Annotated in this window: 19 protein-coding genes; 8 read left to right on the forward strand and 11 right to left on the reverse strand. The window is 64.3% G+C overall.

Translation table 11 applies throughout. From position 1 onward, the window contains the following. Window positions 1-2: 2 nt before the first annotated feature. The 5 genes from HNQ08_RS24885 to HNQ08_RS24905 all read right to left on the reverse strand — a co-directional run bounded on the left by HNQ08_RS24885 (window position 3) and on the right by HNQ08_RS24905 (window position 5,182). Window positions 3-1,475 (reverse strand): hypothetical protein, encoded by a 1,473-nt coding sequence (locus HNQ08_RS24885; protein WP_184137935.1) that lies wholly within the window; start codon window positions 1,473-1,475, stop codon window positions 3-5. Next, window positions 1,472-2,107, reverse strand: a complete 636-nt coding sequence (locus HNQ08_RS24890) for a type IV pilus inner membrane component PilO (RefSeq protein WP_184137936.1) — start codon at window positions 2,105-2,107, stop codon at window positions 1,472-1,474. Before HNQ08_RS24890 ends, HNQ08_RS24885 begins: the two co-directional genes overlap by 4 nt. After that, a complete protein-coding gene (locus HNQ08_RS24895) occupies window positions 2,097-2,834 on the reverse strand; it encodes a fimbrial assembly protein (RefSeq protein WP_184137937.1) in 738 nt (245 codons plus the stop codon). The genes HNQ08_RS24890 and HNQ08_RS24895 overlap by 11 nt, the downstream gene beginning before the upstream one ends. Then, window positions 2,827-4,005: a type IV pilus assembly protein PilM gene (pilM, locus tag HNQ08_RS24900; RefSeq protein ID WP_184137938.1), complete on the reverse strand. Its 1,179-nt coding sequence runs from the start codon at window positions 4,003-4,005 to the stop codon at window positions 2,827-2,829. The genes HNQ08_RS24895 and pilM overlap by 8 nt, the downstream gene beginning before the upstream one ends. 421 nt (window positions 4,006-4,426) lie before the next feature. Then, window positions 4,427-5,182: a hypothetical protein gene (locus HNQ08_RS24905; protein WP_184137939.1), complete on the reverse strand. Its 756-nt coding sequence runs from the start codon at window positions 5,180-5,182 to the stop codon at window positions 4,427-4,429. A gap of 34 nt (window positions 5,183-5,216) precedes the next feature. Between HNQ08_RS24905 and HNQ08_RS24910 the strand changes: the two genes are divergently transcribed. After that, window positions 5,217-5,675 carry a hypothetical protein gene (locus HNQ08_RS24910; RefSeq protein ID WP_184137940.1) on the forward strand — a complete coding sequence of 153 codons (459 nt, stop codon included), beginning with the start codon at window positions 5,217-5,219 and terminating at the stop codon, window positions 5,673-5,675. Here HNQ08_RS24910 and murF read toward each other — a convergent pair. Next, window positions 5,645-6,931, reverse strand: a complete 1,287-nt coding sequence (gene murF / locus HNQ08_RS24915; protein WP_184137941.1) for a UDP-N-acetylmuramoyl-tripeptide--D-alanyl-D-alanine ligase — start codon at window positions 6,929-6,931, stop codon at window positions 5,645-5,647. The genes HNQ08_RS24910 and murF overlap by 31 nt on opposite strands. A gap of 44 nt (window positions 6,932-6,975) precedes the next feature. On the opposite strand from murF, the gene HNQ08_RS24920 reads away from it, so the two are divergent. Continuing rightward, window positions 6,976-7,956 (forward strand): acetamidase/formamidase family protein, encoded by a 981-nt coding sequence (locus tag HNQ08_RS24920; RefSeq protein WP_184137942.1) that lies wholly within the window; start codon window positions 6,976-6,978, stop codon window positions 7,954-7,956. Window positions 7,957-8,047: 91 nt separating this feature from the next. Here HNQ08_RS24920 and HNQ08_RS24925 read toward each other — a convergent pair whose 3' ends face one another. The 5 genes from HNQ08_RS24925 to gltX all read right to left on the reverse strand — a co-directional run bounded on the left by HNQ08_RS24925 (window position 8,048) and on the right by gltX (window position 12,478). Continuing rightward, a complete protein-coding gene (locus HNQ08_RS24925) occupies window positions 8,048-9,607 on the reverse strand; it encodes a DAK2 domain-containing protein (RefSeq protein WP_184137953.1) in 1,560 nt (519 codons plus the stop codon). A 37-nt stretch (window positions 9,608-9,644) separates the two neighbouring features. Continuing rightward, window positions 9,645-9,983: an Asp23/Gls24 family envelope stress response protein gene (locus HNQ08_RS24930; RefSeq protein WP_184137943.1), complete on the reverse strand. Its 339-nt coding sequence runs from the start codon at window positions 9,981-9,983 to the stop codon at window positions 9,645-9,647. A 247-nt stretch (window positions 9,984-10,230) separates the two neighbouring features. Then, the gene (locus tag HNQ08_RS24935; RefSeq protein WP_184137944.1) at window positions 10,231-10,494 is read right to left on the reverse strand and encodes a hypothetical protein; all 264 of its coding nucleotides are present in this window, start codon (window positions 10,492-10,494) and stop codon (window positions 10,231-10,233) included. Continuing rightward, window positions 10,494-10,751: a helix-turn-helix domain-containing protein gene (locus tag HNQ08_RS24940; RefSeq protein ID WP_184137945.1), complete on the reverse strand. Its 258-nt coding sequence runs from the start codon at window positions 10,749-10,751 to the stop codon at window positions 10,494-10,496. The genes HNQ08_RS24935 and HNQ08_RS24940 overlap by 1 nt, the downstream gene beginning before the upstream one ends. A gap of 293 nt (window positions 10,752-11,044) precedes the next feature. Beyond that, complete coding sequence (gltX, locus tag HNQ08_RS24945) at window positions 11,045-12,478, reverse strand: glutamate--tRNA ligase (protein WP_184137946.1); 1,434 nt, start codon at window positions 12,476-12,478, stop codon at window positions 11,045-11,047. A 114-nt stretch (window positions 12,479-12,592) separates the two neighbouring features. On the opposite strand from gltX, the gene HNQ08_RS24950 reads away from it, so the two are divergent. The 6 genes from HNQ08_RS24950 to HNQ08_RS24975 all read left to right on the forward strand — a co-directional run. Next, a complete protein-coding gene (locus tag HNQ08_RS24950) occupies window positions 12,593-13,150 on the forward strand; it encodes a flavin reductase family protein (protein WP_184137947.1) in 558 nt (185 codons plus the stop codon). Window positions 13,151-13,465: 315 nt separating this feature from the next. Next, entirely contained in the window at window positions 13,466-13,849 is a 384-nt protein-coding gene (rpsL, locus tag HNQ08_RS24955; RefSeq protein WP_151847142.1) for a 30S ribosomal protein S12, read from the forward strand. 158 nt (window positions 13,850-14,007) lie between these two features. Next, a complete protein-coding gene (gene rpsG, locus HNQ08_RS24960; RefSeq protein ID WP_039682839.1) occupies window positions 14,008-14,478 on the forward strand; it encodes a 30S ribosomal protein S7 in 471 nt (156 codons plus the stop codon). Window positions 14,479-14,634: 156 nt separating this feature from the next. Continuing rightward, window positions 14,635-16,728, forward strand: coding sequence for an elongation factor G (fusA, locus tag HNQ08_RS24965; protein WP_184137948.1), 2,094 nt, complete (start codon window positions 14,635-14,637; stop codon window positions 16,726-16,728). 150 nt (window positions 16,729-16,878) lie between these two features. After that, a complete protein-coding gene (locus HNQ08_RS24970) occupies window positions 16,879-17,253 on the forward strand; it encodes a hypothetical protein (RefSeq protein ID WP_342355720.1) in 375 nt (124 codons plus the stop codon). A 324-nt stretch (window positions 17,254-17,577) separates the two neighbouring features. Then, a partial coding sequence (locus HNQ08_RS24975; RefSeq protein ID WP_221284252.1) for a GTP-binding protein occupies window positions 17,578-17,668 on the forward strand: 91 nt, incomplete at its 3' end.

Genomic DNA, 17,668 nt, shown 5'->3' on the forward strand with positions numbered 1-17,668 from the left:
GCTCACCTTTGGTCCAGTTCGAGAGTTTTGAGGTCATTGCCCAGGCTCAGCACAGCGCTGGTGGCGCTGACTTCCTTGACGGTGACCTGAGAATCGGGCAGTGTCTGGCCCACGGCAACGACCACGTAGCCGTCCTGGCCCCGGAAGATGGCGGTGTTGATGGGGCCGAGCACGGCGGCGTTGAAGGCCAGCTGCCGTTTCTGCACGAACTGCTCGAGCTGGCTTGCGGCAGGGGCGGGTTCCGCCGTGTCCTGGTCTTGTGCAGCGGCGTCCTGGCCGAGCGCGGTGATGACCTGTGGTATGCCGGGGACCGGGCGGCTGGTGGCCGTGCTGTTTGCCGTGGCTGAACCAGCAGCGGACGGGTTTGCAGAGGGCGACGCGGCGGGTCTGGACACCGCGGTCGGGACGCGGGTCACGCTGGGCACGTTCATCCCGGCAATGGGCGGTGCGATGGGTTTGGGCGGTTTGGGGGCGGTGACGACCACATTGCCCTGCGGAGTGGTGCGGGTCGGGCTGCCCGCAGCATTCGGGGTTCTGGAGGCAGCCGCGCTTGAGCCCGTTGTTCCCACGGTGCTACCGCCGATCACGGTCACGCCAGAATCACCGCTGGTGCCGGCGATGGTGCGGTCCGGCGTGCTGCCCGAGACCGTCGCTCCAGAGCCCGTGCTGTCAGGGATAGCGGGGCTGACCAGACCGGTGCTGCCGTCCCCACCGGGGATGACGGGCAGGCCGCTCAGGCTGCCGGATGAGGCCCTGACGCTGCCGCCTGCGCCGGGGATCGGGGTGATGGCCAGCGGTCCGGCGCTGCTGGGTGTGATCGGGGTGATCTGAACATCGCTGTTCTGGTCCCCGGAGGAGGAGGGGATGGACGTGCGGTCTGGTGTGATTGGTGTGCTGACGCTGACTGACGTGCTCGCCGTGGTCTGAGCGCTCTCGTCCAGCTTGAGGGGCCGGAAGGGGTTGTTGCTAGGAATGGCAGCGATGCTGGCCTGTGGGTTGATCCCGCCCGGCGTGGTGGAGTCCGTGCTGACTGCGTCGCTGACCTCGGGGGTGGGGAAGGGGGGAATGACCTCGATTTCCACCGGCCGATTGGGTTGCACAGCCAGCGTTCCGGGCGTCCCTGCACTGCCTGGATCAGTCTCGCCGCTGCCTGAAGCGACGGGGCGGTCTGAGGGCAGACCGGTGTCTGTTCCAGGCAAGGCCGCAGCTGCCGCAGGAGTACGGTCGGCAGTTGCAGTCCCGTTGTTGGCCCCTGAGGTAGTGGTCTCAGCTGCTGTGCTGCCGGTCTCGGGCTCGATAGCGTCGGTGCCAGTCTCTGCTGAGCCTGCGCTGGACGGCGCACTTCCCTGTTCGGGCAGGGCGCTCGCCGCCCGGCTGTTGGTCCAGACGTACCACGCGCCGATCAGGGCCACCATCAGCAGCAGTAGCAGCAGCAGTTTCATCTCGCGGGAGAGTTTGATGGGCGCGCGGGTCACTGGGTTCCTCCTGGGTCACTGGGCGCTGCGGCAGGCGCCTGTGGATCGTCCGTGGCCTGCGCGCTGGCCTGGGCCGGGTCAAAGGTGTACACGGTCAGGCCCAGGGTGCCTTCCAGTTCAGGATCAAAGCTGGTCGCACTGGGCAGCTGCAGTGCCACGTTGCTGACGGTGGTGAAGCGGCCGGCGGTTTCCAGGGCGCGCAGGGTCTCGAAGATCTGGGTGAACTTACCGCTCATGCCCACGTTCAGGCCGATGGGCCGCACGCCGCCGGGCAGTCCGGTGGCCGCGCCGCCACCCTGGACCGAGAAGGTGTTGAGGGTGGCCCCGGTGGCCGCCGTGGTGCGGCGCAGTTCATCGAGGACCGCGCCGAAGTTGGCGGCGCTGGGCAGAGCCGTCAGGAATTCTTGCTGGTCTGTGCGCAATTCGGCGACACGTTCACGCAGTGCGGGCAGCCCCTGGGACGCCGAACGCATGAGGGTCACGCGGGTCTGGAGGGGTTCAAGCTGGCCTTGCAGATCCGTGATCTGCTGCTGCCGGGGCTGGAAGCGCAGGACGAACCACAATGCGAGCACCAGCATACAGACGGCCAGTACGATTAGAAACAGATTTCGGGGAGAGAGTTTAGTTGACACTGCCCGCTCCTTGTGCCGGCGAGGCTGCTGGCGCGGCAGAGGCCGTTCCGGGAGCAGGCTGCAAGGCCGCAGCCGGGGTTTCTTCGCCGGCAGGTGGGGCGCCCACGATTCCGATGCTGGCCGTGAAGGTGTATTGCGGTTTGGCTTCCACGCTGCCGCCCTGGGCCAGCTTGTCCTGAGCGGCGCTCTGCAACGACTTGAAGTTGACGCCAAAATTGGGACTGTTCTCGTAGAGCTTCAGGAAGTTCACGACGGCCTCCTGACTGCTGGCCGTGCCGCTCACGTCGATCTCACGCGTGACGGCCTTGCCCGTATAGATGCCGCCCTGCTGCAAGCTGCTGAGGTTATTGGCGTCCATTGCCCGAATACTCAGTGAATTGACGGCCACGCTGCTGTCGCCGGGGAGCTGCTCGGTGAAGGTGGCCAGATCGTTGGTCCAGTACGTCTTGCCGGTCTTGAGCTGCTCGGCGATGGCCGTGACCTGCTCCAGTGACCGGGCCTCGGCCGTCAGGGTGTCGAATTCCTGCTTGGCCGGGGTCAGGGCGGCCACCTCGCCGTTGAGGGCATCAAGTTCGCGGTTCAGGTCGCCGACGCGGGTGGCCGTGACGACCTCAGGAATCAGGATGGCGGCCACCGTCAGTGGGACGAGGGCGTAGGTGGCGTAACGCCACGCGCTGGGTGCGGATTGCTTACGGTACTGGGCGGGGAGCAGGTTGATTTCAACCACGGCTGCCCACCCCCCGGAGCGCCAGGCCCAGCGGCACGGTGAACTCAGGCGCGTTGGTCTGGAGGTAACCGGTATCCACGCCCGCCTGATCGGTCTGCACGGTCAGCCAGGGACTGGCGATTTCCACCCGGAAGCCCAGCGCGTCACTGATGGCTGCTGCCAGCCCGCGTAGTTTCGCGCCGCCCCCCGCCAGGAAGGTCCGGTCAATGACCACGTCACCGCTCTGGACCCGGTAGAACTCCAGCGAGCGGCGGATCTCGGTAATCAGGTCGCCCAGCACCGGACGCACCACCTCGAACACGCGGGCCGGGCTGTACTGTTCGCGGGCCATGTCGAAGTTCAGCAGGTCTTCCTCGTCCTCGGTGGGGGTGGTCGCTGTGGCGTAGCCCAGCTTGACGTCCTCGGCGGCGCTGAAGTCCAGATCAAAAGACTTTTGCAGCGCCGTGGTGAAGTCGTCGGCGGCCACATTGATGTTGCGGGCCATCAGCACCCGGTCCCCACGCACCAGATTGATCACCGAGCTGCTCGCGCCGATCTCCATCACCAGGGCCACCTCGCCGGATTCCGTGTAGTTGCTGCCGGTCAGGGTGCTCTTGGTCAGGTGTTCGCCCAGCAGGTTCCCGCGTAGGGCGCGCAGGGTCGCGAAGCTCTTCAGGTCGATCACGGTGGGTTCCAGCCCCGCCAGTCGCAGCACTTCGATCTGCCGCGCCACGGCTTCGCTGGGGGCGGCGGCGATTACCACTTCCAGCTGGCCGTCCTCCGGAATGGTGGCCGGATCATCGAGAATGTCGAAATCCAGGCTGACATCGTTGATCGGATACGGGATGTAGCGCTCGGCCTCCCACTTGATGGCTTCCTGAAGGTCCTTGCGGTCCATCTTGGGCACCATGATGTTGCGCGTGACCGCCGACTGGTTGGGCACGGCGGTCACGGCGTAACGGGTGGTGATGCGGTGTTCGGCCAGCAGGTTGCGCAGTTCGGTGGCGACCGCCTGGGGTTCAACGACCAGACCGTCCTGCATGCTGCCAATGGGTGTGGGCGTCATGATGGCGTGCAGCAACGAGGGCGGCGAACCGGCCCGCAGCGACACCACCTTGATGGCGCTGGTGCCGATTTCCACCCCGAGCGCAGCGGGACGCGGGTTGAGCAGACGTTGTACGAAACTAGACATTCTCCCTCCAGATCAAGGTGGTTTTTATCAGGTGCTCATCTGGCGGGAGCTGTTCCAGACGCGAAAAGAGAGGAAAGGACGGCGGACGTCGGGGCGGGAAACTGGGGCTGCCATAAGCTCCCCCATGCAATCATCCGGGTGCTTACCGAACTCTGACATGGTCAAAAGTCATGCTGGCGCGGCCCGGTGGCCTGACGCCTCGGGGCAGGTTCTCAGGCCGCCCAGTTCTAAGACGTACGGCGTTCCTGAAACGCTTCTACTTTAAGAAATGCATGAAGCAAGCTTGAGAGACCTCAAATGTTTCCGGCTCCGGTGTGTTCTGCCTAATACGAATCGATGCCCTGAGGGTCGTAAAGAGAAATAGAAGGTCTGGCCGCCAGCACTGGGATTTTGTCGGTGCTGACGGCCGACCGCCTACGGCCTATCTTTCCCGCAGGTCTGGACCAAAAACGCGAACTTGGCCTTGCGGGCTGACGGTCACCACGTCACCGCCCACCAGTCCGATTCTCCCTGGCCCGTGCTGGACGCGGCCTACGACTCCGCCTGCCGCATCCAGTCGTTGCAGCTCACCGTTGCTCAGGCGATAACTGCCAAAGGCGCTGACGATGCCCGGCACGTCCGCCGACCGGGCACCGCTGGGAGTGGGGCGCAGGTACGGGCCCGCCCCACTTTCCAGCACCACGCCGTCGCCCACTCGGACCAGTTTGCCGCCTAGCAGCGCGTAATCCTGGCCATTGCCACCCGTAATGGCCGCCGCGGGAGCGCCGATCACGCCGCGCGTCGGCGCTCCAGCGTAGGTCACGGCGGTGCCGTCCTCGCGGTAGGCGCGGGTGTTGCTCAGGGCCACCACCCGTCCCACCATCACCGTCTGCGCGGCGCGGTCAAGCGTGATGACCGCCCCCAGACTTGGGATGGCGGCCCAGGCGTCCCCGCCGTTCCAGCCCACGTCCACCGCCAGGGGCAGGCCAGGGCAACTGACGCGGTAGGAGGGCGCACGTGCCACGCAGGCCCTTCCGCCCGATACCCACGCCGCGCCCTCGGGGGCAAAAGCGGCCCGGAAGGCGGGATCGGCGGGTGTGGCAACCACAACTGGGTCAGCGGGTTGAGGCTGTGCCGGGGCGGGGGCGCAGGCCATCAACGGCAGCAGTCCGCAAGACAGGGTGAGAAGGCGGCGCATGGAACCCATTGTTCCCGGCGTTAGGCTCAGCTGCATGAGGCAGCCCATCACCGTCTTCGCCCGCACCCGGGAACAGTTCGACAGCGCACGACTGAGCTATCAGCGTCCGGACGTCGCGTTCTTCTCGGCAGGCGCGTGCCAGATTCTGGCCTTCGCGTTCCTTGAGACGTATCCGCACGCAGGCTTCCGGCCCCGTTTTATTTATCCCACCCCTGGTTTCGATGGCAGCCACGTGTATGTCACCGACGGCCAGACCGCCTTTGACGCCCAGGGCTACGTGTCTGAGATAGGACTGCTGCGCCGCCACCACGCCGCCTACGCCCCGTATTGGCAGGGGGGAGTCGAGGACATCACTGTGCCAATGGCCGAATTCTGCGCGGCCAACGATCACGCCGCGCCCTGTTACTTTCCACCGGGGGCTTGGGAACGGGCCCTGGCGTACCTGCGTCAGTTTCCGGCGCCTCAGTCTGCGCTGGCGCTGTCTCGAAACTGAAGGAGGGCGTCCACCACGACATCGAGTCCCACCCCCGCCTGCGCCCGTTGCTCCGCCGTCCACGAGATGCCCCGGCTGGCCTTGACCAGCACCACATCACCGTCCTTGACCTCTTCCAGCAGGGCGGCGATCAGTTCCGGCACGGTTCCGTAAACCCGCTCACCCAGCTCAGCGGCAAACTCACCGACGCCGTAGGTCAGGTCGGCTCTGGCCCGCGCTTCCTGGCCCACCTGGGCGTGCAGGGCGCGTTCGGTGTCGCCCAGCTCCAGCATGCGCCCCAGCACGCTGATACGTCGGCCCGGCAGAGCGTGCAGGGCACCCAGCGCAGCGGACACCGCCACAGGCGAGGCGTTGTAGGCATCGTCAATGACCGTGAAGCGGCCCTGGTGGACGCGGTAGCGCCCCCCCGGCACGCTGACGTCCAGGAGTCCCCTGGCCGCTTCCGTAAGTGGCACCCCCGCTTCCCGCGCCAGCAGCAGCGCCAGCACGGCCGCCTCGGCCTGAACCTGGGCGGCCAGGGGAAGCTGGACGTTGACGCCACCAAAGGTGAAGGTGGCTCCCTGCGGCGTGATCTCCAGGCCCTGACCTGCGTGCGTCACATTCCCGAAGCCGTAGCTCTCCGCCCCAGGGTAGAACGGCGCGGCCTGTGCGCCCACCAGTCCACGTGCTCCGTTCAGGATGACGCCCTTCTCGCGCACGATGTTCTCGATGCTGCCCAGCTGTTCCAGATGCGCCGGGCCAATCGCGGTGACCACACCCACGTCCGGGCGAACGAGCTCTACCAGTTCAGCCATCTCGCCGGGTCGGTCAATGCCCATTTCCACCACCAGCGGGCGATCCGAAGCCCCGAACTCGATCAGAAAGCAGGCGATGGCGGGCTGCGTGTTGAACACTGGCATGAAATGAGCGTTCAGCGCCGCTGCCGCGTACGCTTTGGCCGTGGTCTTGCCCGCGCTGCCCGTGATGCCGATCACCCGCACGTTTTTCGCCCGCTCAGCCTTTGCCCAGGCCCGCAGGGCAGCCCAGGCCTCGGGCACGCGCACGGCGCGGGGCACGTCCAGATCGGTCAGCACGAAGGGCGCACCCGCCTCTAGCGCCGCCTCCACGAAGCGGTTGCCGTGCATCGTCTCACCGGGCAGAGCGACGAAGGCCACCTCGGGGCCAGCCTCGCGCGAATCCCAGGTCAGCCGCTGAGCGGGGCGGGCTTCCGGGTGGACGGTGGCAGAAAAGGGGAGGGGGGCGTGTGGATTGGGCATCGTCCATCAGATTAACGCGGCGGATTATCGGTAGCCTGGAACCCATGGCTGACCATCACCTGAGTGCCGAATCCATCCACACCGTCTGGGACCGCACGCTCCCGCCCGCACTGAAGGTGTCGCCCGGTGACAGCGTTACCTTCGACACCCTGGACGCCTCGGACGGTGGGGTGGCGCGGCGGGTGGTGGCGGGGGAGCTGACGGCCCCCGCTGATCTGGAGGCCCTGATCCACGCCGATGCGTTTCCTGCGCGGAATGCGCCGCGCGGCCACCCGTTAACTGGCCCCATCTTCGTGGAAGGCGCACAACCCGGTGACACCCTGAGTATTGACCTGCTGGAGGTCAGGCCCGCCGCCTGGGGCTGGACGGCCTGTCGCCCCGATGGAATCGGGCTGCTGGACGCCGTGCTGGCTGGTGAGGGCCTGCAACCTTACACGCATTTCTGGGATCTGCGGGCAGGCAGTCACACGGATTTTTTGCCGGGGATTCGACTGCCGCTGGCCTCCTTTCCCGGTGTGATTGGGGTTGCGCCCGCTGCGAACGGTCCCCATCCCACCGCGCCACCCCGCCAGGTGGGCGGGAATATGGATATCCGGCAACTGGTGGTGGGCAGCACGCTGTATCTGCCGGTAGAGGTGCCCGGTGCGCTCCTGTCAGTGGGAGACCTGCATGCCGCTCAGGGGGACGGAGAACTGTCCGGTACGGGCATCGAGATGGCCGGGCAGATCACGCTGCGCGTCGGTCTGGAGAAAGCGGCTGGCCTGACCACGCCTGAGTTCGTCACCCCCACGCATGGCGGCAGCAGCCAGCGGTGGCACGCCACCACGGGCCACGATCCGGACCTGATGACCGCTGCCCGCATCGCCTTGCGTGCGCTGCTGCGGCGGTTGACGGCGCGCGGCCTGAGCCTGGAGCAGGCGTATGTGCTGTCGAGCGCTTGCGTCGACTTGAAGATCAGTCAGGTGGTGGACGCACCCAACTACACCGTCAGCGCCTTCCTGCCGCTGGATATCTTTGTGGACTGACGGGCAACGGAGCTGGTGGCCTCCACCCACAGCAGAAGGTCCACGCGAAAGGGCCGAGGCGATTGGCCTCGGCCCCAGCGTAAATCCGAGTCTATTCCAACGTGACGAGGTAGTCGTAGAGATCCGGCCCGCCCGCGTGCGCCTCCACCTCCGCCCCGTCGAACTGCTCGCCGATGCGCCCGGCCAGCGCGTCCAGATCGGCCTGCGTCTTCTGTGGGCCGCCGAACACCGTGATGATCTCCTGTCCGTCGTAAGCGTCCGTCAGCATTTTCAGCACGCTGTCCTCGGGGGTGCCGCCAGCCTGCACCAGCTCGTCGTCCTGCAAGCCGATGACGTCGCCCTCGGCGATGGCGAGCGTCTCACCCTTCTTAGTGGTGATGTTGGTGGTGCGGCTGGCACGCGTCACTTCGAAGGTGGTCACGGCCTGCGAGGCCCCGGTCATGGCTTCTTTCAGCTCGTCTGCAGGGATGTCGGGCTGGAAGGCCAGGGCCGCGCCCATGCCCTGGCCCAGCGTGCGTGTGGGAACCACCACGGCGCGGCCTTCCATCAGCTCCATCGCCCGTTCGGCGGCCATCAGAACGTTCTTGTTGTTGGGCAGCACGATCACGCGCTCAGCACTGACGCTGCGGACAGCGTCTACGATGTCCTGCACGCTGGGATTGGCGGTCTGCCCACCCGAGACGATGCGTGCCCCCAGGCTGCGGAACAGCTTAACCAGCCCGTAGCCGTTGGCCACCGCCACCAGTCCCGACAGTGGCAGCTCCTCCTCGGCGCGGGCGGTGGCCCCGGCCATGCCCAGAATTTCGGTGTGCTGCTCGGACATGTCCTCGACTTTAGTCTTGAGCATCCTGCCGTAGCGGCCCACCGTCGCCAGCAGTTCGTCCGGCTCGTTGGTGTGGATGTGGCCCTTGACGTAGCCCTCCGCGCCCACCACCAGCAGGCTGTCGCCGAAGGGGCTGACCAGCTCGCGGATTTCTTCGATGGGCTTGGTGGCCTCGGACATCAGGAACTCGGTGCAGAAACCGAATTCCTCGTTCTCGAACCCCTGCTGGGCGTAGTGGGTGATCTCAGGTGCTGCAGGCAATTCGTCGCCACGCAACTCGGCCAGCATGCCCTGCACGATATACAGGTAGCCCTGGCCGCCGCTGTCGATCACCCCAGCCTGCTTCAAGGCGGGGAGCATCTCGGGCGTCTGGTCCAGCAGCTCCTGGCCCTTGAACAGCGCATTTTCCAGCACCATGTCCACCGTGTCGCCGCGCGCACCCTCGGCGATCCCATGCGCCACGGTGAGGATCGTGCCCTCCACGGGCTTCATCACCGCGCCGTACCCGCTCTTCTGCGCGGCATCAAACGCGCGGATCAGCGTGGGGGCGTCCACCTCCTGTCTGTCCTTGATCACTTCTGCAAAGCCCTTAAGCAGCTGCGACAGGATCACGCCGCTGTTGCCGCGTGCTCCCAGCAGTGCGCCGTAGCTGATCGCGCGGGCCACACCGGCCATGCTGCTCACGTCGGCGGTGTCCAGCTCGCGCCGCACCGATTGCATGGTCAGGTGCATGTTGGTGCCGGTGTCACCGTCCGGGACGGGATAGACGTTCAGGGCGTTGACTTCCTCGCGGAACACCCCCAGCCAGTCGGTGGCGTAGCGCAGCATGCGGGCGAGATCAGCGGGACTCAGGGTGGCCTGGTGGTCAGACACGCTGAACCCCCACCGCATGCACGCGGGTGGCGCTCAACTCGATCCCGGCCAAATTCTTGACGACGTGTTCCACACGCTCGACGATATTGCGCGCCACCGTGGGAATGCTGACGCCGTAGGCCGCCACGATGTACAGGTCTGCGGTGTAGGTGCCGCCGTCCTTTTCCTTGCCGATCACCACGCCGTCACTGACGTTGGCGCGGCCCAGCACGCGGGAAATGCCTTCCTTCAGGTTGGCGGGGGCCATGCCCACCACGCCTGGGATCTCATGGGCGGTCAGCCCGATTAAGGAGGCGAGCGCCGCCTCGGAAATTTGTATGGTGCCAGTCACAGTACCGGCCAGTATACGGGGCGACAGCGTTGCGAAAGGATGGGGTGCGCGTTCTGCAGGTGGATTGCGGCCTGAGACGGCTTGATCCTTACTTTGGCTGTTCTGAAAACTCGGTTCCTCGCTTAGCCCACCCCTTTTGAGATGAGTGGGCCATGTGGTGAGCAAAGGGCTTCCGTGCTGCCTTGTGCCACAGAAAGAAGACGGCCAGACCTTTCGAGCCTGACCGTCTCTGGCATGGGTAGAAGGATCAGTCGCTGGCGGCGGGCTTGCCGTCTGCCTGCTGCTCGCGCTTGGTGACGTTGGTGGCCCCGCGCATGGGAATCACCGGAATGAACGGCACCACGAGAAGGCCCACTACGATGAACCACAGGCTGGTGCCGAACATCCTCGTCATGCTGGCGGTGAAGCCGTTCTTGAGCCCCCTCGCGACCCTCTCGCCCAACTCGTTGGCCTGCTGGTTCAGCGTGGTCTTGATTCCGGCCAGCACGCTCTGGCGGGTCTGTTCTGACATCAGCTCTTCACCCTGGGGGTCAGGCTTAGGCGGATGCGGCAGGAGTCCATCGGGTCGATCTGGCGCTCAATCAGATTCTGTTTGTGAAGCTGGTCCAGATAGCGACTGAGCAGTGTGGGCGGCAGATGCAGGTGCACGGCCAGTGCTTCGGGGTAGCTGTAACCACTGCCGATGCTCTGCAAAACGTTGAAGCGCGGAGAGTCCAGATCGAAATGCGAGGCCAGCACGGGAGCGAAGTCATGCCTGAAAATCGCCATATAGTGCCCATGAACCGGCCCACCAACTCGCCGCTCAGGGGTGGAGCAGAGGAAGTTGGCATCCCTGTACCCCAAGGGAACAGTTCTCTTTAGTCAACTATTCTAACCAGTAAATTGATTATAAGAGTGTGTCGTCGAAGCAGCGACGATGGAGAAACGGACGGGCATGTGGCCTCAGCTTTTGCTGGCCTCTAAATAGCCCTCGTGTCGCCATACAGTCTGAAATGCCATGCAAAGGGGGTGGGAGTCCTGCCCCCACCCCTGCGTTTGAGTTCCCGCTCAGTGCTGCCTGTTCAGCGTGCGGCCCGCTCCACCCGCGCCACCACACGCTCACGGCCCAGGGCTTCGAGCATCTGCGGTAGGTCGGGGCTTTCCAGCGTTCCGGCCACGGCGGCGCGCACCGGGGGCATCACTTTGCCCAGCTTAAGCCCCTTCTCCTCGGCGTAGGCGTGGAACAGGGCGCTCAGGCTCCCAGCATCGAAGCTGGGGAGGTTCTTCAGGCGGCCCGCCAGTTCCGTGAGCTGCTCCCGCGCGCCGTCAATGGCCTTTTGTGCCTTCTCGTTCACCGGGTAATCCTCGGACCAGAAGTAGCCCGTCTTCTCCAGGAAATCACTGAAGACCTCAATCCGTGGGATCAGCAGGCGGGTCACTGCCCGGAAGTAGTCATCCAGTGGCAGGTCGGACTTGTGGGCCGCCAGGTAGGCGTGCAGCCGCCGGGCCACCTCCTCCTCGTCTAGCACTTCACGCAAGTACTTGCCGTTGTACCAGCGCAATTTGTCCTGATCGAACACCGGGCCGCCCAGGGTTATGTCCTCCAGTCGGAAGGTACGCTCGAACTCGTTCAGATCAAAGATTTCCGTGCCGTCCGGATGCGTCCAGCCCATGGTCGCCAGGAAATTCAGCATGGCTTCCGGCAGATAACCCTGATCCATGTACCATTCGACGCTGGTGGGGTTCTTGCGCTTGCTGATCTTCGACTTGTCGGCGTTGCGGAGCAGCGGCATGTGGGCGAATCTGGGGGCGTCCCAGCCAAAGGCGCGGTACAGCAGAACGTGAATGGGGGTGCTGGTGATCCATTCCTCGGCGCGCACCACGTCGGTCACGCCCATCAGGTGATCGTCCACCACGTTTGCCAGATGGTAGGTGGGATAGCTGTCGGCCTTGAGCAGCACCTTGTCGTCGATCTCGGCGTTCTGGAAATGAATCGGCTCGCGCAACAGATCGTTTACCACCGTCTCGCCGTCACGCGGGACCTTCAGGCGGATCACGGCGGCCTCGCCCCCCTCCACCCGCCGCTGTGCCTCGCCAGGGTCAAGGTCACGGCTGGGCACGGCGATCACATGGCCTCCGGCTTGCGCCTGTTCCCGTAGGGCTGTCAGCTCCTCAGGCGTTTCGAAGGCGTAATAGGCGTAGCCGGACTCTACAAGTTGCCGCGCGTGCTGGCCGTACAGTTCGGTGCGCTCGGACTGGCGGTAGGGGCCGTTGGGGCCGTCCTGCAGGGGCGATTCGTCGGGTGTGAGATTCAGCCACTGCATCATCTGAAAGATGCGTTTCTCGCTGTCGGGCACGTAACGGTTGCGATCGGTGTCCTCGATCCGCAGGATGAACTTGCCGCCGCCCTGACGCGCTAGAACAGCGTTGAACAGGCCGATATAGGCGGTGCCCACATGTGGGTCTCCGGTGGGGCTGGGGGCGATGCGGGTCACGGTCGGGCGGGATGACGACATGGGCCACAGGATACGGGGCCGGGCATCTACAGTGGGGCTGGTTCAGAGGCTGTAATGAGCGGCGCAGGAGCCCGCCCCACTGCTTTTCCAGGGCCGCCCGCTATCCTGCTCCCCATGCTCAGCGAGACAGGCACGCAGTTTTTCGGCTATTACCCCGGCACGGTGGCGCTGGTCACGGCGGAACATGGCAGCGTCCGCAATGTCATGGCGGCTGGCTGGCACACCGCCCTGAGCGCCCAGCCCCCGCTCTACGGCGTGCTGATCGGCCGGGAGCGGGCCACCCACGCGTTGGTGGCGGGCAGCGGGACTTTCGGAATTAACTTTCTGCCCGCCACCCATGCCAGGGCCGTGCAGGGCACGGGCGTGCTGTCCCTGCACGATCTCAATCCGGCAGAGGCGGACAAGTTGAGCCGGCTGGGCCTGACCACTCTGCCAGACGCGCCGCTGGCGCTGACCGACGCCTATCTGTACTACCGCTGCCGGGTCATTCAGACCGTCCCCACAGGAGACCATGATCTGTTCGTGGGTGAGGTGCTGGAAGTTCGTCACGATCCTGCCCTCTACGATGATCGGAGACTGTTCACCGGCCAGGCCCCAGTCTACCTGGGGCGCAGTTCCTATGTGAAAACCACACAGGAACGTGAGAGTTATGTTCCCGAAAGCTTCGAGTGATCATCCTTAATGGTCTGGAGGCGGATTTCTGTCATATCCCGCCGTTCCTCTTGCGTCCTTGAGGCCGACAGGCGTATGATGCGAAGGTTGAGAACTGCCCCGGTCCAGGGTTGCACCGCGAGGAGTTTTTCGGCATGCCGCTCCGGCCAGTGACCTGCAGGCTGATGCTGACAGTCCCCAGGGTCCGTCAGGAGTGCGTGATCACCTCAGGGCTTCATCTGTCAACCCGCCGCCCGGCCCCGTACGCGTGGGCTGGCTCCACCTTCCGAGAAAGCTGCATGTCTTTGGAACACCGAACACGAGGAGTGATTCACCCTGCCTACCACCCAGCAATTGATCCGTAAGGGGCGTGCCACGCTCCAGAAGAAGAGCAAGGTTCCGGCCCTGAAGGGCAGCCCCTTCCGGCGCGGCGTCTGCACGGTCGTCAAGACCACCACGCCCAAGAAGCCCAACTCGGCGCTGCGGAAGATCGCGCGCGTGCGTCTGTCCAGCGGCTTTGAAGTCACCGCCTACATCCCTGGCGAGGGCCACAACCTGCAGGAACACAGCGTCGTTCTGATTCGCGGCGGACGCGTCAAGGACTTGCCCGGTGTGCGTTACCACATCGTGCGCGGCAGCCTCGACACCCAGGGCGTGAAGGACCGCAACAAGAGCCGGTCCAAGTACGGCACCAAGAAGCCCAAGGCGGCCAAGAAGTAAGCTTCTCCGCGGCCCCTGTGCCGCGGGAATGTCGGCACGCCCCCTTGCGGTAGGGACGCTCAATGGTTTTCCAGAAGCGTTCGCCAGAGGTGAGGCCAATGAATCAAGCAGAACGCGCCGGACAACAGCGCATCTAAACAGTATCCAAGGAGTTCAACATGGCACGTCGCCGTAGAGCAGAAGTGCGTCCCCTCCAGCCCGATCTGGTGTATCAGGACGTACTGGTCAGCGCCACCATCAACCGCATCATGGAAGACGGCAAGAAGAACCTTGCCAGCCGTATTTTCTACGGAGCCATGAAAGTCGTGCAGGAGCGGACCGGCCAGGAGTCCCTGAAGATCTTCAAGCAGGCCTTCGACAACATCAAGCCGCGCGTGGAAGTTCGCAGCCGCCGCGTCGGGGGCAGCACGTATCAGGTGCCCGTCGAGGTCAGCGTGCGCCGTCAGCAGAGCCTGACCCTGCGCTGGATGATGGCGGCTGTCGACAGCCGTCCTGAGCGCACCGCCATTGAGCGTTTGGCCGGCGAGATTATGGACGCCGCTCAGGGCCGTGGCGGCTCGATCAAGAAGAAAGACGATATCGAGCGCATGGCCGAGGCCAACCGCGCTTACGCGCACTACCGCTGGTAAGCGGTTTTTCCGCCCAGAACTGACGACTGGACGGTGGGCTCTCCTGCCGTCCGTCTTAGGTAAAGGGCGCAGCCAGCCGGGCGCGCATGTTCTCTGCTCATCTCAATCAATGACCTGGGGGGCGAGACACGCTTCCCCTCTGAATCAGGGAGTCTAATGACCACCAAAGCCAGCAATTACCTGACCCATTTCCGCAACATCGGGATTGCCGCCCACATTGACGCGGGCAAGACCACTACCACCGAGCGCATCCTGTTCTTTACGGGCCGCAACCGCAACATTGGCGAGGTCCATGACGGCGCGGCGACGATGGACTGGATGGAGCAGGAGCGCGAGCGCGGCATCACCATCACCGCCGCCGCCACCACGGCCAAGTGGACCCGTTCGGGCACCGATCAGGAATACACCGTCAACATCATCGACACCCCCGGTCACGTGGACTTCACCATCGAAGTCGAGCGCTCCATGCGCGTGCTGGACGGCGCGGTGGCCGTGTTCGACTCCAGCCAGGGCGTCGAGCCGCAGAGCGAGACTGTGTGGCGTCAGGCCGACCGTTACGGCGTGCCGCGCATTGCTTTCTCCAACAAGATGGACAAGACCGGTGCCAGCTTTGACCTGGTGCTGAACGATATCCGTGAGCGCTTGGGCGCGATTCCCGCCCCCGTGCAGTACCCGATGGGCGAGGAAAGCGACTTCAAGGGCGTCATCGACATTGTGCGGATGCAGGCCCACACCTTCACCAATGATCTGGGCACCGAGATCGAGATCGGCGAGATTCCCGAGCAGTTCGCGGGCAAGGTGGCCGAGATGCGCGCCCAGCTGATCGAGGCCGCTGCAGAAGTGGACGAAGATGTGATGATGAAATTCCTGGAAGGCGAGGAGCCCACCCAGGAAGAACTGGTGGCTGCCATCCGCAAGGGCACCATCGAGAAGCGCATCTTCCCGGTGCTGTGCGGCAGCGCCCTGAAGAACAAGGGTGTGCAGCTCCTGCTGGACGCGGTGATCGATTACCTCCCCAGCCCGCTGGAAGTGCCGGCGATCCGCGGCAAGGTGGAAGACAGCGAGGACACCGTGGCTTTCCCTGCAGACCCCGACGGCAAGCTGGCCGCACTGGCGTTCAAGATCATGGCCGACCCTTACGTGGGCCGTCTGACCTTCGTCCGCATCTACTCGGGCACCATGCAGTCCGGTAGCTACGTGATGAACGCTTCCAAGGACAAGCGCGAGCGCGTGGGCCGTCTGCTGAAGATGCACGCCAACAGCCGCGAGGAAGTGACAGAGTTGCGTGCGGGCGAACTGGGCGCCGTCATCGGCCTCAAGGACTCCGGAACGGGCAACACCCTGATCGGTGACGGCGACGACGCCGTGCTGCTGGAAAGCATCGATATTCCAGAGCCCGTGATCAAGCTCGCCATCGAGCCCAAGACGAAGGCTGACCAGGAAAAGATGGGCATCGGCCTCCAGAAGCTGGCCGAAGAGGATCCCACCTTCCGCGTGGAGTCTGACCAGGAAAGCGGCCAGACCACCATCTCGGGCATGGGCGAGTTGCACCTGGAAATCCTCGTTGACCGCCTGAAGCGCGAGTACAAGGTGGAAGCCAATGTGGGCGCGCCGCAGGTAGCTTACCGTGAGACCATCACCAGGGCCACCGACGTGGAAGGTAAATTCGTCCGTCAGTCGGGCGGGCGTGGACAGTTCGGTCACGTGAAGATCAAGGCCGAGCCCCTGGAACCCGGCTCCGGCTTCGTGTTCGAAAACGCCGTGGTGGGCGGCACGGTGCCGCGCGAGTACATCAACCCCGCGCAGAAGGGCATCGAGGAAGCCATGCAGAGCGGCCCCATGCTCGGCTTCCCAGTGGTGGATATGAAGGTCACCATCTACGACGGGTCCTACCACGAAGTGGACTCCTCGGAAATGGCGTTCAAGATTGCCGGCTCCATGGCCCTCAAGGAGGCCGTCCAGAAGGGTGCTCCTGCGATCCTCGAACCAGTCATGCGCGTCGAGGTGACCGTGCCTGAGGACTACATGGGCGACATTATCGGCGACCTGAACAGCCGCCGTGGCCAGATTCAGGGCATGGAAGCGCGTGGCAACGCCCAGATCGTCAAGGCCTTCGTGCCGCTGAGCGAGATGTTTGGGTACGCCACCGACATGCGCTCGATGACCCAGGGCCGCGCCAGCTACAGCATGTTCTTCGACCACTACACCCAGGTGCCGAACAGCATTGCCCAGGGGCTAATGAAGAAGTAAATCAGCTCTGAGTGGAAAGGCCCGCCTTGTTAGGCGGGCTTTTTCAATTGCAGTCTCTCAGAACCAGGCACGTTAATGTGGGGCGTCATGACTGCTCCTACTTCTCCCCAGCAAAAACACCTTGGCCCCAGGCCCCCGCGCCTGCTGTTCTTGACCCTCCCTCTGCTGATCGGCGTCTTTTACAATGCCATTTCCCTGCTGACGTTGCCATTCTCCGGCCCGACACTGACCGATGTGCTGACGCGTATTGACGAGCAGGCCGCCACCTCAGGGCTGCCGCCCATCCAGCTCTCGCCCGATCAACTGCAGTGGGTCCTCTGGCTGTCTTTCGCCATCACGGCCATTCTGATCCTCTGGCTCTATTTCACGCGCCGCGCCCTGTTAGAAGGACGTAGCTGGGGCCGCGTCTCAGCCATCGTCATCGGCGTGTTCAGTCTGTTGATTTTTCCCATCGGCACTGTGCTGGGCATCGTCATGCTTATCGGCGCATTTGATAAACAGGTAGTGGCTTGGACCCGGCATTGACCGGTCCTGCCTGTTCGGCAGAGTAGGTGTGTTCTCTGGCTGGCGACAGGCGTTCGGTGTGGCGGAATCCAGGCGTCTTCAATTTTGATCGATCACGTGGCTTTCGGCTTGCTCTGGCACTTGCCCTGATCATTCAGATCCTGTATCCTTCTTCTTCGGTGCGTTGGAATTCCCAACGTAACGTGCCAGCACGGCGGGACACTGCCCTGGCGAGAATCAACCCAATGTGGGTCACACCATCAGAACCTCGCGGTATGCGCGGGGGACACCCGATCAAAGGGGCGTTTTTGCGTGTGAATCCACCACTTGGAGGGAGTAAAGAACATGGCAAAAGGAACGTTTGAGCGCACGAAGCCGCACGTGAACATCGGGACCATCGGTCACGTGGACCACGGCAAGACCACCCTGACCGCCG

The sequence above is a fragment of the Deinococcus humi genome (genome assembly GCF_014201875.1).
GTDB lineage: Bacteria > Deinococcota > Deinococci > Deinococcales > Deinococcaceae > Deinococcus > Deinococcus humi.

Bases quoted from the DNA above. Each gene is read 5' to 3' on its own strand.
- pilM (WP_184137938.1), bottom strand. From the start codon at position 4,005: ATGTCTAGTTTCGTACAACGTCTGCTCAACCCGCGTCCCGCTGCGCTC.
- HNQ08_RS24905 (WP_184137939.1), bottom strand. From the start codon at position 5,182: ATGCGCCGCCTTCTCACCCTGTCTTGCGGACTGCTGCCGTTGATGGCC.
- HNQ08_RS24910 (WP_184137940.1), top strand. From the start codon at position 5,217: ATGAGGCAGCCCATCACCGTCTTCGCCCGCACCCGGGAACAGTTCGAC.
- murF (WP_184137941.1), bottom strand. From the start codon at position 6,931: ATGCCCAATCCACACGCCCCCCTCCCCTTTTCTGCCACCGTCCACCCG.
- HNQ08_RS24920 (WP_184137942.1), top strand. From the start codon at position 6,976: ATGGCTGACCATCACCTGAGTGCCGAATCCATCCACACCGTCTGGGAC.
- HNQ08_RS24925 (WP_184137953.1), bottom strand. From the start codon at position 9,607: ATGCTGCGCTACGCCACCGACTGGCTGGGGGTGTTCCGCGAGGAAGTC.
- HNQ08_RS24935 (WP_184137944.1), bottom strand. From the start codon at position 10,494: ATGTCAGAACAGACCCGCCAGAGCGTGCTGGCCGGAATCAAGACCACG.
- HNQ08_RS24940 (WP_184137945.1), bottom strand. From the start codon at position 10,751: ATGGCGATTTTCAGGCATGACTTCGCTCCCGTGCTGGCCTCGCATTTC.
- gltX (WP_184137946.1), bottom strand. From the start codon at position 12,478: ATGTCGTCATCCCGCCCGACCGTGACCCGCATCGCCCCCAGCCCCACC.
- HNQ08_RS24950 (WP_184137947.1), top strand. From the start codon at position 12,593: ATGCTCAGCGAGACAGGCACGCAGTTTTTCGGCTATTACCCCGGCACG.
- rpsG (WP_039682839.1), top strand. From the start codon at position 14,008: ATGGCACGTCGCCGTAGAGCAGAAGTGCGTCCCCTCCAGCCCGATCTG.
- fusA (WP_184137948.1), top strand. From the start codon at position 14,635: ATGACCACCAAAGCCAGCAATTACCTGACCCATTTCCGCAACATCGGG.